The 13,646-nt window shown below is 65.8% G+C and carries 10 protein-coding genes; 7 read left to right on the forward strand and 3 right to left on the reverse strand.

Features of this window, described 5'->3' with window-relative positions:
* Positions 1-20: 20 nt before the first annotated feature.
* Together ABIB90_RS16440 and ABIB90_RS16445 are read left to right on the forward strand one after the other, a co-directional pair.
* The gene (locus ABIB90_RS16440) at positions 21-1,328 is read left to right on the forward strand and encodes a Spy/CpxP family protein refolding chaperone (protein WP_354201141.1); all 1,308 of its coding nucleotides are present in this window, start codon (positions 21-23) and stop codon (positions 1,326-1,328) included.
* A 118-nt stretch (positions 1,329-1,446) separates the two neighbouring features.
* Entirely contained in the window at positions 1,447-1,809 is a 363-nt protein-coding gene (locus tag ABIB90_RS16445) for a hypothetical protein (protein ID WP_354201142.1), read from the forward strand.
* Positions 1,810-2,009: 200 nt separating this feature from the next.
* Here the strand turns inward: ABIB90_RS16445 and ABIB90_RS16450 are convergent, their stop codons facing one another.
* Both ABIB90_RS16450 and ABIB90_RS16455 read right to left on the reverse strand, forming a co-directional pair.
* Entirely contained in the window at positions 2,010-3,677 is a 1,668-nt protein-coding gene (locus tag ABIB90_RS16450; RefSeq protein WP_354201143.1) for a SulP family inorganic anion transporter, read from the reverse strand.
* Between the two features lie 186 nt (positions 3,678-3,863).
* Positions 3,864-5,351, reverse strand: a complete 1,488-nt coding sequence (locus ABIB90_RS16455) for a caspase family protein (protein WP_354171205.1) — start codon at positions 5,349-5,351, stop codon at positions 3,864-3,866.
* Between ABIB90_RS16455 and ABIB90_RS16460 the strand changes: the two genes are divergently transcribed.
* The 4 genes from ABIB90_RS16460 to ABIB90_RS16475 are packed head-to-tail and all read left to right on the forward strand — an operon-like array spanning position 5,350 to position 9,684.
* Positions 5,350-5,796, forward strand: a complete 447-nt coding sequence (locus tag ABIB90_RS16460) for a hypothetical protein (protein ID WP_354201144.1) — start codon at positions 5,350-5,352, stop codon at positions 5,794-5,796. The two genes, ABIB90_RS16455 and ABIB90_RS16460, sit on opposite strands and share 2 nt — an antisense overlap.
* Entirely contained in the window at positions 5,778-6,809 is a 1,032-nt protein-coding gene (locus ABIB90_RS16465) for a TRAP transporter substrate-binding protein (RefSeq protein ID WP_354201145.1), read from the forward strand. The genes ABIB90_RS16460 and ABIB90_RS16465 overlap by 19 nt, the downstream gene beginning before the upstream one ends.
* A gap of 7 nt (positions 6,810-6,816) precedes the next feature.
* Positions 6,817-8,694, forward strand: coding sequence for a TRAP transporter large permease (locus ABIB90_RS16470; protein WP_354201146.1), 1,878 nt, complete (start codon positions 6,817-6,819; stop codon positions 8,692-8,694).
* A gap of 12 nt (positions 8,695-8,706) precedes the next feature.
* A complete protein-coding gene (locus ABIB90_RS16475) occupies positions 8,707-9,684 on the forward strand; it encodes an NAD(P)-dependent oxidoreductase (protein ID WP_354201147.1) in 978 nt (325 codons plus the stop codon).
* Positions 9,685-9,690: 6 nt separating this feature from the next.
* Here ABIB90_RS16475 and ABIB90_RS16480 read toward each other — a convergent pair whose 3' ends face one another.
* Positions 9,691-10,857, reverse strand: a complete 1,167-nt coding sequence (locus ABIB90_RS16480) for an ABC transporter substrate-binding protein (protein WP_502918239.1) — start codon at positions 10,855-10,857, stop codon at positions 9,691-9,693.
* A gap of 316 nt (positions 10,858-11,173) precedes the next feature.
* On the opposite strand from ABIB90_RS16480, the gene ABIB90_RS16485 reads away from it, so the two are divergent.
* Positions 11,174-13,564, forward strand: coding sequence for a bifunctional diguanylate cyclase/phosphodiesterase (locus ABIB90_RS16485; protein WP_354201149.1), 2,391 nt, complete (start codon positions 11,174-11,176; stop codon positions 13,562-13,564).
* The last annotated feature ends 82 nt before the right edge of the window (positions 13,565-13,646 follow it).

A 13,646-nucleotide genomic window follows, 5' to 3' on the forward strand; every position in this document is an offset into this window, starting at 1 on the left:
GTCCTGCGCGGGAGGGTACAATGGTGCGACCGGTCATTCGAATTGCCGCGGTGGCATTTGCCTGCATGCTGGCGGGAGCGGTACTGGCGAAAGGCGGCCATGGCGGTGGGCACGGGGGCGGGCATGGCGGTGGGCACGGGGGTGGCCATCATGGCGGCGGTCATTTCGGCGGTCACGGTTTCGGGCACGCGCATGGCGGCGGCGGGCATCCTGGCGGGACGCGGTTCGCAGCCGGAGCCCGACATGGTTCCTCGAAATTAGGTCAGATCCGCAATGCGGGTATCCGTCCCGCGCATTTTCGCAATGCCCTGAACGCGCACTCCAGCGCGTTTCGCAATGGCCGGCTGATCAGCAATCCGGCGGCGCGGGCCCAGATCGCAGCTGCGGCCGCCCTTGCCGGCTGGCATGGCGCAAGCAGCGGTTGGTGGCAACATGCCGGGGGCGGCTATGGCTGGGTCGGGCCGCTGTTCTGGCCGTTCGCCTACAACGACCTCTACGACTACGCGATCTGGGGCGACGGTCTCGGCTTCTGGGGCTACGGCTATCCCGACATCTATGCCGGCATGTTCGGCCCCTATGGCTATGATCGCCTCTCGGCCTATCTGCCGCAACGACCGCAGGGACGACGGCAAGCGCGAGGCGTTGCGCTCGATCAGCTTTGCGGCAGCGACCGTCGCGAAATCGTCGGTCTGCCGATCGACCAGATCGTCGCGGCGGTGCAGCCGACCGAGGCGCAAGGCGCAAGCCTCGACGAACTCGGCAATGTCTCGATCCAGGCAGCAGAGCTCATCCGCGCGGCCTGTCCAACGCAAGTCGCGGCGACGGCGCCCGGTCGGTTGGCGGCGATGCAGCAGCGCATCGAGGCGATGGAGAAGGCCGTCGAGCTGGTGCAACCGGCGCTCGACAAATTCTATGGGGCCCTCACCGACGAGCAGAAGGCCCGTTTCAATGCGTTGGCCGAGGATCAGCGCCGGACAGCGGCTTCCCGCGACGCCAGCGCATCGCTGGTTCAGAATTGCGGTGCGCCTGTTGGGCTCGATTGGCCAGCCGGCGAGATCGGCGCGCGGCTCCATCCCAGTGAGACTCAGCGTGCTGCTCTGCAAGTGCTTCAGGATACCAGCGCCAGGGTCAAAGATTCGCTCAAGGACGCGTGCCAGCCCAGCGACGTGATGACACCACCGGCGCGCATGGCCGCGGTTCACAAGCGGCTCGAAATGATGCTGGACGGCGTGAAATCAGTGCGCGCTGCGCTCGAGGATTTCTATGGCACGTTGAGCGACGAGCAGAAGGCGCAGTTCGAGGCGATCGGGCCGCGTCGGACGTCCTGAGTGCGTCGCAAAAAGCCGTGGCGGAAAACCGCCTCGCCGATCGCACTGCGGTTCTCTATGCTGGGTGGCGCTGAAGCAGAAACAATGCGGTGGCCGGAAGACCACGGGTGGCGGGGTGATGGAGTGGTTCGCAAGGAAGAAGGCGGGCGACGTCTGGGATGAGACGGTCGAAGGACCGCTCGGCGACATCGACGCCGCCGAGCGCATCCGTGCGATCTGTGACGCGGCTGCGGCCAGCGCGGCAGGCAGCGCGCGCAACGACAAGCGCGACAGCGCGCGCTACGAGCGCGCGGCGAAAGTCGCGATGGGAATCGCGATGAAGATCTCGGATGGGCTGATGCGCGACGACGCAGTCCATCGCATCGTCGATCTCTGCATGACAGCGAACGACCTCAAGACGGCGCAGATCCTGTTTCGCGCGATCCATGCCAGCTGGATCCGCGAAACGGTCCAGCGGGATCATCCGACATTGGCGCAGTGAAGGCGGTGCGCTCCCTCCCCCGCTTGCGGGAGAGGGTCGGGGAGAGGGTGTCTCCGCAACGGGACAATCCCCAAGAGGACAAAGTCCTCACCCGGCGCGCGGGACGATGCTTCGCATCGCCCGGGACGCGCCGACCTCTCCCGCAGGCGGGAGAGGTTACAGCGAGTTCGCGGCTCGACCTGCGCGAACCAAAGCTGTTCCTATTTCGCCAACTTCCGCACGGCCTCGTCCACACTGTGGAAGACGTTCTCCCGGGGCAGGGCCTCGAACAGCCTGAACCGCTCGAACGCGTCCTGCGCGCGCACCGATTCCAGCCGGGCCAGCGCGACCGTCACCCCCTGTTCGCTGCACGCCCTGAACACATCGAGCAGGATCTGTGCGGCGGTGAAGTCGATCTCGACCATGCCGCTCGCCTCCAGCACCAGCAGCTGCGGCGGCGTCGCGCCGAGCACCCTGGACACGTCGCTGCGAAAGCCGGGCGCATTGAGGAACGACAGCGGCGCCTGCAACCCGATCACGGCGACGCCGGCGATGCGCTCGCCCGCGATGTGCGGATGCGCCGGCCACCAGATCGTGGTGCCCGGCACGCGCTCGAACTCGACGAGCCGCGCGCGCGTCGTGCTCCAGATGCCGTGCAGCAGCGACAGCACGATGCCGAGGAACGCGCCTTGCTGGATCGGCAGCACGATGATCAGCGCGGCGGTGGCGGCGATCAGGAGGAATTCGCTCGGGGATTGGCGATAGATCGTGGCGATCTGCTTCACGCGGATGATGCGCAACGCGACGAACAGCAGGATGCCGCCGAGGGCTGCGTCCGGAACGTGCTGCAGCAATCCCGTTCCAAACGCGAGCAGCGCCAGCACGATCGCAGCGGCGGCGAGGCCCGCGAGCTGCGATTGTCCGCCGGTCTCGGCGACAATGCCCGTCCGCGGCGGGCTGGCATTGACCGGAAACGCGCCGAACAGCCCCGACAGCACGCTGCCGGCGCCTGCGCCGAGAAAATCGCGATCGACATCGGCCGGCTTGTCGGGATCGGACGGGAACGAGCGCGTCGTCGCCGCAGTCTGCACCATCACCACGACCGTGATGACAAAGGCGAGCGGCACGAGGCGGACCCATTGCTCCGGTGCAAGCTCGGGGAAGGTCGGCCGCGGCAGCGTCCCCGGCACGAGGCCTACGACATTGACGCCCTTGCTCTCGAGGCCGAGTGCGATCGTGGCCAGGGTCGCGGCGACGAGCCCGATCAGCGCGCCCGGAATTTTTGCGCTGACCTTCTCGGAGACGAAGACCACGGCCAGCACACCGAAGCCGATGCACAGCGTGAAGGGATTGGTGCGGCCGAGCTCGCTTGCGAGCACACCGATGCGATCGAGCGTCGGCCCGCCCGGCGAGTCCAGACCCAGCACGCCCGGCAATTGCGAGACGATGATGTGGACGGAGATGCCGGCGAGGAAGCCGACCATGACGGGCACGGACAAGAGATTGGCGATGCCGCCGAGGCGGAAAGCGCCGCCGGCCAGCATCATCGCGCCGACCATCAGTGCCAGCGCGATCGCGAGTCCCTGATACTCAGGCGAGCCGGTGGCGGCCAGCGCCGCCAGTCCGCCGGCGAAGATCGGCGTGATCGTGGAATCGGCGCCGCAGGACAGGAAGCGGTTGCCGCCGAGCATCGCAAAGCCGAGCGAGCCCGCCATAAAGGCGAAGAAGCCGATCTGCGGCGCGAAGCCGCCGAGCCGCGCCGTGGCCATCTGCTCGGGAATCGCGATCGCCGCGAGCGTCAGCCCCGCCATCAGGTCGCCCGGGAGGGAATAGGACGCGAGTGAGCGAAACAGCGGCCAAGCTGGCTTGGCGTGAGCGTCGTGCGGCATCGATGTGGAGTCCCCGGAAAGCCCTGGCGTTAGTCGGTTAGACTACAGCATTTCCGTATCGGGAAGCAGAAGACGCAGTTTATCTCCATCCGTCGTCATTGCGAGCCACCGGGTCCGCGCGAAGCGCGGCCCCGGTGGCTCGCAATGACGGAGGACAGATCTGTCCTCCGTATCTCGCGAGTGGTCTCAGTACCGGCCGCGGTCGTTGTGATAGTCGCCGCCGCGGCCGCCGCCCATACCCATGCCGATCCCGACACCAATTCCGATGCCTTGCATGATGGCGCCGGGCGGCGGGCCGCGATCCGGTGGCGGCGCGCGCTCGTAGATCACTTCATCAGGCGGCGGTCGGCGCGGCCTGGGTGGCGTGTCGACCACCTTGCGCTTCGGCGGCGTGTCGTCGACGCGCTTCTTGATCACAGGCGCGATTGTCGGGTTGATCGGCGTTGCCGGTGTCGAAGGTGTCGAGCAGGGGCAGGTCGGGGCCATTGCGACGGCGACCGGGGCAGGAGCGGCCGCGACCGCGGCAGGCAAGACGTAGTTGCGGTTCTGCACGCGAAGCAGCAGCCTGCGTGCGGTCGCAGCGAGGTCGCTGTTGTCCCAGTTCGCCAGATAAGCCTCGAACGAGGCGCGGGTGTTGATCGCGGTGGCGCGCTCCCACGCCAGCATCTGGCGCCGGCGCTCCACAATCGTGCGCAGCCGCGGCGTACGGGTATCCTGCGCATACAACTCGATATAGGCCTGATACGCCGGCACGGTGTCGTCGGTGATCACCATCTCGTAGGCGACCATGGCCGGCTTGCCCTGCAAATCCTTGCGCCAATCCTCGAGGCTGCGCGTGCCGCTCGCAAGTGCCATGGAGGATGCGCCAGGAAGCGCAGTCTGACTGCCGCTGCTGTCGCCGCCGAAAAACTTGAAGTCGGTCGTCAGCGACGAGCTTTCCCAGGGGATCTGGCGTCCGTCGGTCGATTGCGCCACGGCGACGCGAATGCGCTTGAACACTTCCTCGATCGGCAGATTGGGCTGCTTGGCGACGGTCAGCGCCGCGGTGGTGTAGGGGCTGTCGATGCCGCTGCCGTCCTCGGCTTCGGAGCCCGGCGAGGTCGAATAGGAAATGAAGGAGCCCGGCGCGCCGGCCTTGGTGTCGACGATTGCGAGCCCGTGTCCGGCGCCGCTGAGCGCCGGGAACGGATTGTTGCGGCAGGCATCGAGCATGAAGATTCGGGCTCGTGTCGGCAGCGCGCCGAGCGTGTTGAGCAAATCGTTGAGCCGCACACCCTGCAGCGGAATGTCCGCTTCGCGCTTGGGGTCGAGATCGACGGGAACGAGATAGTTCTCGCCGTCGATCTGGAGGCCGTGGCCGGCATAGAACACCAGCGCGACGGTGTCGGCGCCGCTGGCGCTGACCTTGCCGGCGAAATCCGAGATCGCCTGACGCATATCGTTCTGCGCCAGATTGGATGCCGTGGTGACGGTGAAGCCGGCATTGCCGAGCAGCTCCGTCATGCCCTTGGCATCGTTGGCTGCGTTGGGCAGTTCCGGCACGGTGCGATAGGCCGATTGACCGATCACGAGTGCGAGCCGCGCTTCGGCCGCCGCCTCCGTGGGCGTCGTCAATTGCGTGAGCGCGAGAAGACCGGATGCAAGAAACAAATTGCGAAGAACTGGACGGCGCATGGTGTCACCTCCATCGGCAATGCGCACGATGATGTCACCTTTTCTAGGTGGCCGCCATGCGTCTGTCTGTGCACTGGATCACGTTGAGCTGCGGCAAAATGGGGCAGAAGGTCTGCCGGAGCTGGTGCAGCATCGTTCTGGCGGCATCCATGTGAATTGCGCATTGATCCATGCGCCAATTGGATCGATGCCCAATGCTACGCGAAAGCATCTTCTCGCGCATCGGCCCCATGCCGATCTGATCGAGAATCCCGCAAAAACATGGCTGTTTCGCCGCGCGCTGATGCCGGCGATCTTCGCGATCCGCCGCTTTGCAGCGGTCGGCCGCAAGTCTTGCCTGCACCGCCGCTTTGGCCATACAGTCCGCGAAACGGGCTGCGGCAACGACCGTGGCGCGAAAAATAATAATTGGGGAGAGACCGCACCATGTCCATCGTGCCCGTGAACCGTCGCGCGTTCATCAAGTCGTCGACGGGACTTGCCGCCGGCCTCGTGTTCTCCCCCGCACTCATCGGCCGCGCCGAAGCCGCGACGCTGAAGCTGAAATGCTCCTCCTCGCTGCCGAACGATCCCAAATTCGCCAACGGCCGCGTCTATTACGACAATCTCGTGAAGAACCTGAAGGCGAACGGCCTCGGTGAGCAGGTCGAGGTCGCGTTCTTTCCCGACAACCAATTGGGTCAGGAAATCGACGTTATCAACTCGGTGAAGCTCGGCGTCATCGACCTCATGGTGTCGGGCTCTTCGATCTCGGCCAATCTGGTGCCGCTGGTCGGCACCTACGACCTCGGTTTTCTGTTCTCGAGCTTTCCGCAGCAGACCAAGGCGTTCGACGCCGGCGCGGCCAAGCCGATCGAGGACGCGCTGCTCAAGGGCAGCAACATCCGCATCATCGCCTGGGCCTATAATTTCGGCTCGCGCAGCGTACTTGCGAGGAAGCCGGTGAAGACGCCGGAAGATCTCGCCGGTCTCAAGATCCGCACCCTGCCGAATCCCGTCATCACGGAATGCCTGCGCCTGATGGGGGCCGCCGCGACGCCGCTGGCGTTCGGCGAAATCTACACGGCATTGCAGGCCGGCGTGCTGGACGGGCTGGAGCACGATCCGCCGACCATCCTGGCCAGCAAGTTCTTCGAAACGGCGAAATTCTATTCACTGACGCAGCACAATTTCTCGCCGCTCGCGATCTATTTCAGCGACACGACCTACAATCGCATGGATCCGAAGCTGCGCGACGGTTTCCTCGATGCCGCGAAGAAGGCCGCGGCGGACACGCGGACCCATGGGCTCGCGGTCGAGAAGGAGGCGCTGTCGGCTTTGACCGAAAAGGGCGTGACGGTGGCCGAATGCGACCGCGAGGCGTTCAAGAAGCGCGTCGCGCCGCAAATCGAGAACTTCATCAAGGCGCGGCCGGACTCCAAGGCCGTCATCGACATCATCCGCGCCACGCAGGCCTGACGTGGCAATGACAGCTGCCGTACCTCTCTCGGGCGGCCGCCACGGGAGCATCGCCCTGCTGCTTCGCATTAGCGACGCGATCGCGGCCATTTTGCTGGCTGCGGATCTCGTCGTTGTCTGCGGCTCCGTGCTGCTGCGCTTCTGCTTCAACGCGCCGGTGGAGTGGTCCGACGACGTCGCGCGCGGCCTGATGGTCGGATCGGCCTTTTTCGGCGCGGCGAGTGCGCTCGCGCGCGGCGAGAATGTCGGCGTCTCCTTCTTCCGCGATTTGGCGCCGGCACGGCTGCGCGCGCTGGTCGATGCCGCGAGTGCGCTGCTCGTGGTGCTGATCTCGGGCTATGTCGCCTACAATTCCATCAAGCTCGGCTCGCTGACGGCGGGCCAGACCACCGGGTCGGGCCTGCCGCTGGAGCTGACCTTCTACCCGATGGGCGCCGGCGCGCTGTTCATGACGGTGTTTGCGATCGACCAGCTCTGCGCCAGGCCGCTCCCCGACATCGTCAGAGGCCTCGTCGCGATTGCCGTCGTGACCGGCCTCTATCTCGCCTGGGATTATCTGTCGCCCGCCACGGTGCCGTCGGCGGGCACGCTGATGCTGATCGGCTTCTTCGCGACGTTGGTCGGTGGGTTGCCGATCGGCTTTGCGCTGGCGCTGGCCGCGCTGATCTTCATCTGGGTCGAGGGCGCGCTGCCCGGCGTCATCTTCGCCCAGCAGATGGCGCGCGGCATCGACAATTTCGTGCTGCTCGCGATTCCGTTTTTCATTCTCGTCGGCTACCTCATGGAAGCCAACGGCATGTCGGTGCGGCTGATCGAGCTGTTGCAGCGCGGAGTCGGGCGCATGCGCGGCGGCCTCAACGTCGTGATGGTAGCCTCGATGGTGCTGTTCTCCGGCATCTCCGGCTCGAAGATGGCCGATGTCGCCGCGGTCGGCTCCGTGCTGATTCCGGCGGCGCGCCGCTCCAAGCAGAACCCGGGCGGTGCCGTGGCGCTGCTCGCGGCCTCCGCGGTGATGGCGGAGACCATTCCGCCCTGCATCAATTTGATCATCCTGGGTTTCGTCGCGAATTTGTCGATCGGCGGCCTCTTCGTCGCAGGGCTGTTGCCGGCCGCGCTGATGGCGCTGGCCTTGATCGCCGTCTCCATCATCTTCGGCAAGACGCCGACTGAGACTCCGGCTGAGACTGCGTCTGACGCCGAGGACATCGCGCCGCAGATGCCGGTGTCGGGCCTCTGGAGTGGCGCGATCGCCTCGTTCGGCCTGATCTTCATGATCTTCTTCGGCTTCAAGAGCGGCTTTGCCACCGCGACCGAGATATCCGCCTTCGCGGTGGCCTATGCGCTCGTCGTCGGCAGCGTGGTGTTCCGCGAGCTCAGCTTCACATCGGCTGCGCACAGCTTCGTCCAGGGCGCAACGCGCGCGGGGCTCGTGCTGTTCATTGTCGCGGCGGCGCAATCGCTGGCGTTCACGCTGACCTTGCAGCAGGTGCCGCATGCGGTCGGCGATTTCATGCTGGGACTGTCCAAGACCTCGGGCACCTGGCTGTTCATCCTGCTCGCAATCGCCGTGCTGATCGTGATGGGCTCGGTGCTGGAGGGCGCGGCCGCGCTGATCATCTTCGGGCCGCTGCTGCTGCCGGTGGCCGTGCAACTCGGGATCGATCCCCTGCATTTCGGCGTCGTGCTCGTGATCGCGATGGGCATCGGCCTGTTCGCGCCGCCGCTCGGGCTCGGGCTCTACGGCGCTTGCCTGATCGGCAACGTGCCGATCGAGCAGACGGTGAAGCCGATCATGGGCTATCTCGGCCTATTGTTCCTTTGCCTGCTCGTGATCGCGTTCGTGCCATGGCTCAGCACGGCATTGCCGCGCGCGTTCGGCTACTGAAGGAGTCTTGCCGTGAAAGTCCTGCTGGCCCACACGCCGGAGATGCGCCGCAATTACTACGGCGATCGCAGCCTGAACGGTTTGCGCGCGGCCGCCGAGGTGGTGCTGCACGAGAGCGATGAGACGCTGGTCTCAGCCAGCCTCGTGCGCGCTGCGCAAGATGTCGACATCATCGTGGCCGATCGGATGACCGAGGGACGCGGCGAGATCTTTGCGCAGTTGCCGCGCCTGCGCGCCTTCGTCCGCTGCGCCGTCGACATTCGCAACGTCGATGTCGAGGCCGCGTCGAACGCCGGCGTGCTCGTGACCCGCGCCGGGCCCGGCTTCGTGCAAGCCGTTGCCGAGCTCGCGGTTGGCTTCATGGTCGATCTCTCCCGCGGCGTGTCCCGAGCGACGGCCGATTATCACGCCGGTCGCAGGCCGGAAGCCCGGATGGGCCGTCAGCTCGCCGGCAGCAAGATCGGCATTATCGGCTATGGCAGCATCGGGCGTTACCTCGCCGACATCGCCAAGGTGATGCGCATGGAGGTGCTGGTCGCAGATCCGTTTGCGACCGTGAGCGACAGCGCCATCCGGCAGGTCGGCCTCGACGAGCTCCTCGCCGCGTCCGACTATGTCGTCTGCCTTGCCATCGCCAACGAGCAGACCGAAAACCTGATCGGCGAGGCGGCGCTGGCGCGCATGCAGAAGCATGCGGTCTTCGTCAATCTCTCCCGCGGCAATCTCGTCGACGAAGCGGCGCTGGCGAAGGCGCTGCTTGAAGATCGTATCGCGGGTGCCGCGATGGATGTCGGCCGCGCGCCTGACCAGATGCCAAATCCGGAGCTTGCGAAGTATCCCAACGTCATCGCCACGCCGCATGTCGGCGGCCTGACGCCGCAGGCGATCGAATATCAGTCGCTGGAAACCGTGCGCCAAGTCGAGGCGATCGTCAAAGGCGAGGCCCCACAAGGCGCCGTCAACGCCGACCGCTGGACGCGGCGGCCGTGATCCGCTCTACAGCCGGTCCACGGCTTTGAACGTCCCGTCCTTCTGGATCACCGTTAAAAACACCTTTGGTGGCGCGTCGATCATGCGCATGCCGACGGTGACGGTGCTGCCGCTGATGTCGAAGCGGCCGACATCGTTGATCGCGCGCAGCAGGCTCGCGCGGGTCGGTTGCGGTCCGGCCTGTTCCAGCGCCGCGGCCGCGAGACGGCCGGCGATGTAGCCTTCGAGCGACACGAAATTCGGCGTCAGCGTCGGGTCGAACGCGGTTTGCGCGGCCTGATAGTCGGCGACCAGCTTGAGCGAGCGGTCCCAGGGAAACGGCACGACCTGCGTGACGACGACGCCTTCGCCCTCGGGGCCGAGCTCCCGGGCGAGCGCAACGGCGCCGACGAAAGAGATGTTGACGAAGGTCGGATTGGCGCCGCTGCGGTGCGCGAGCTTGATGAACTCGGCGCAGGGACCGTAGGTCCCGACCATGACGATCGCCTCGGGTTCGACGCGCTTGATCGTGCGCCAGGCCGAAGCGACGGCGCGGGTGTTGCGCTCGAAGGTGCCTTCGGCGGCGAGCTCGAGGCCGCGCCTGGCAAGCGCGCGTTTCACGCCGGAAAGGCCGTCGCGCCCGAAGGAATCGTCCTGGTAGAAAATGGCGATGCGGGTGAAATGGCGATCCTCCGTGAGGTGCTTGATCCATGCCTCGGCCTCGGCGCCATAGCTCGCACGGATGTTGACCACGCTGGCAAGCTCGAGGTCGCGCAAAAATTCAGCGCCGCTGAACGGACCGATGAAGGGCACGTTCCTGGCGCTGGTGATCGGTATCGTCGCCACCGCGGTCGGCGTGCCCACCGCGCCGATCAGCGCGAACACCTTGTCGTCCTCGATCAGCTGCAGCGTCTGCGCTACCGAGCGGTCGGGGTCGTAGCCGTCGTCGCGGCTGATGAGCTGGAGCTTGCGGCCGTGGACGCCGCCCTTGGCGTTGATTTCGGTGAAGGCTGCGACGATGCCCTGCCGCATCCGCTGTCCGAGTGCGGAGGAGGGACCCTCAAGTGCTGCGGCCTGGCCGAACAGGATCGCATCCTCGCTGACGCCGATCTCGTCGGCTTTCGCCGGCAGCATGATTGCTGCCAGCAGGACGACGGTCATGACGATGGACGTCGCAGATCGAGATCGATACATCAGGAAAAGTCTTGCCGGTGCGGTGAGTAGCTTCGGGAAAGCTATCGCCGCAGGATGAACCGGCGATGTATCGATGGCTCCGTACTACTCCGGGGAAAACCGGCAACTTGCTTCGACAACGTCCGCATCACCCTGCACTTCATTAACTAAGCCGGCTAATGCAGAAAAGCCGGGTTCCGAAATTGTGCAGTTCTTAACCGCGGTCCTGTTCCGATAATGGCTCCGGCGGTTCAACCAGAGGTTCGGTTGACCGGGAGAGGGGACGGCGGTTTCTGGAATGGGCGGTCGGGATCAGAACGATCAGGATCGGAGGCGTATGACCGGATGGTGGCGTGCCGCGCCGCTGCTCGGGCTCTATCGCCCTGCGCTCGTTGCGGTCGGCGTTGGTCTTCTGTTTTCGGTCGTGGCTGCAGCCGCGGTGGCGCGATGGGAAGGCCGCGTCAACAAGATCGAGTTCGAGAACGCGGCCGAGACTGAAGTGATCGTCATGCAGAACGGCATGGGCGAGTACATCTCCAGGCTCGTCGCGCTGCGCACGCTGTTCGAATCGACCAACCAGGAGATCACCCGCAGCGAATTCGAGACCTTCAGCACCCGCCTGTTCGAGCGCCATCCCGGCATGCTGCGCATCTCCTGGGTGCCGCGCGTGAACCGCAAGGAGCGCGCCGAATACGAGGCCGCGGCGATCATGGACGGTGTCTCCGGGTATCGCATCAAGTCGCTCCAGGGCGATGGGTTCGCTACCGCGCCGCAGAGCGACGAATATTTTCCGGTGCTCTACTCGACCCAGCCGAAGACGTCTCCGGTCTACGGCATGGACTACGCGACCGTTCCGGAGCGCCGCGCGCTCCTCGAGCGCGCGCGCGACACCGACCGGGTCTCGGCCATTCGCACCCGCCTCTTCGAGCCGAGGGCGGGCGGCCGGTTGCCCGACGTTCTCGTCGCCATTCCCGTCTACGCCAAGGGAACGTCGCGCGACACGGTCGTGGACCGACGCCGCAATCTCGCCGGCTTCGTCGTCGGCGTCTTCGACCTGCCGCTGCTGATCCAGTCCATTCGCGTGACCACCGGCGCAAGCCCCGCGGTCAGCGTCAACGTCTATCCGCCGTTTGCGTGGCAGATCGTCGGCCTGGAGGAGATGCTGCCGGATTATTCGTCGGCCGCCACGGCGCCGCAGTCGATGCGGGACGTCGCGCGGGCCCTGCACTGGTCGGGCAATCTCAAGATCGGCGACACCGACTGGCAGGTGCGGGCGGTGCCGACTGCCGGCGGTCCGCTGGAGACGACTTACGATCGCGCGGGCGCGGTGCTGATCGTCGGCATGCTGCTGACGCTGTCGCTTTCGACCTATCTCATGCTCGCAAGCCGCAATTCGCAGCGGTTGTCGCTGGCGAACCGGCGGGTGCTCGAACTCGCCCAGACCGACATCCTGACCGGATTGCCGAACCGCGCTTTCTTCCTGGCCCGGCTCGACGAGCTCAATGGCCGTTTGAAGGACGGCGGTCGGACCTTCTCGATCCTGATGCTCGACCTCGACCGCTTCAAGAACGTCAACGACTCGCTCGGTCACGGTGCCGGCGATGCGCTGCTGCGCCAGGTCGCACAGCGGCTGAAATCCGCGCTGCGCGCCAGCGACGTGCTGGCCCGGCTTGGTGGCGACGAATTCGCCATCATCCAGGAAGCTTGCGAGGATCAGCGCGTCTGCTCGACCGAACTGGCGGGGCGGATCGCCAAGCTTGTGGCCGAGCCGTTCCTTCTTCCCGGACACCGCGTCGAGATCGGCACCAGCATCGGCATTGCGATCGCGCCCGATCACGGCAGCGATCAGGAGCAGCTGCTGAAGAAGGCCGACCTGGCGCTCTACCGCTCGAAATCGTCGGGCCGCAACTGCTTCACCATCTACGACAAGGCAATGTCGGCCGAGCTCGAGGCGCGCAGCACGCTGGAAGGCGATTTGCGCGACGCCATCGCGCGGTGCCAGCTCGAGGTGCACTACCAGCCCTTCGTCGACGCCCTCAGTGGCGCGCGGCGCGGCTTCGAGGCGTTGGTGCGCTGGCGGCATCCGACGCGCGGCTTGATTGCGCCGGACCAGTTCATCCCGCTTGCGGAGGAGACCGGGCTGATCGTGCCGCTCGGCGAGTTCGTGCTGCGACGCGCCTGCGCGGACGCGGCCGGCTGGCCGTCCGACCTTGCGGTTGCAGTCAACCTGTCGCCGATCCAGTTCAAGGAGGCCGAGCTGTTCGAGATGATCAGCGCGGCGCTCGCCGATTCCGGGTTGCCGCCCCGGCGGCTGGAGATTGAGATCACGGAATCCGTTCTGCTGGAACGCGGCGTCGAGAACCACGCCTTCATGGAGCGGCTGAAGAGCATCGGCATCGCGCTCGCACTCGACGATTTCGGCACCGGCTATTCGTCGCTCAGCTATCTGACCGCGTTCCCGTTCGACAAGATCAAGATCGACAAATCGTTCATCCGCAACCTCACGCATCAGCCGCGCAGCTCCGCCATCATCTCCTCGATCGTGACGCTGGCGCGCGGGCTGGACATGTCGGTCACCGCCGAAGGCGTCGAGACCCGCGAGGAGTACGAGCGGCTGAAGGCGCTCGGCGTCAATTTCGCGCAAGGCTATCTGTTCGGCCGCCCGCACCCGATCGAACGGATCCTGTTCGACGCGGTCGTCAAACCATCCCAGCTCGACGCCGCCTGAGCTCCCGCCTCGTCCTTCGAGACGACCGCTTCGCGGTCTCCTCAGGATGAGGCTAGGTGGCATCGGGGCCTGTTGAATTGTC

Origin of the sequence: Bradyrhizobium sp. JR4.1 (assembly GCF_040548605.1) — a bacterium.
Taxonomy (GTDB): domain Bacteria; phylum Pseudomonadota; class Alphaproteobacteria; order Rhizobiales; family Xanthobacteraceae; genus Bradyrhizobium; species Bradyrhizobium canariense.

What these genes read in the sequence shown, in the direction of transcription:
- ABIB90_RS16440 (WP_354201141.1), top strand. Translation starts at nt 21, where the DNA reads ATGGTGCGACCGGTCATTCGAATTGCCGCGGTGGCATTTGCCTGCATG.
- ABIB90_RS16445 (WP_354201142.1), top strand. Translation starts at nt 1,447, where the DNA reads ATGGAGTGGTTCGCAAGGAAGAAGGCGGGCGACGTCTGGGATGAGACG.
- ABIB90_RS16450 (WP_354201143.1), bottom strand. Translation starts at nt 3,677, where the DNA reads ATGCCGCACGACGCTCACGCCAAGCCAGCTTGGCCGCTGTTTCGCTCA.
- ABIB90_RS16460 (WP_354201144.1), top strand. Translation starts at nt 5,350, where the DNA reads ATGGTGTCACCTCCATCGGCAATGCGCACGATGATGTCACCTTTTCTA.
- ABIB90_RS16455 (WP_354171205.1), bottom strand. Translation starts at nt 5,351, where the DNA reads ATGCGCCGTCCAGTTCTTCGCAATTTGTTTCTTGCATCCGGTCTTCTC.
- ABIB90_RS16465 (WP_354201145.1), top strand. Translation starts at nt 5,778, where the DNA reads ATGTCCATCGTGCCCGTGAACCGTCGCGCGTTCATCAAGTCGTCGACG.
- ABIB90_RS16470 (WP_354201146.1), top strand. Translation starts at nt 6,817, where the DNA reads ATGACAGCTGCCGTACCTCTCTCGGGCGGCCGCCACGGGAGCATCGCC.
- ABIB90_RS16480 (WP_502918239.1), bottom strand. Translation starts at nt 10,857, where the DNA reads ATGTATCGATCTCGATCTGCGACGTCCATCGTCATGACCGTCGTCCTG.
- ABIB90_RS16485 (WP_354201149.1), top strand. Translation starts at nt 11,174, where the DNA reads ATGACCGGATGGTGGCGTGCCGCGCCGCTGCTCGGGCTCTATCGCCCT.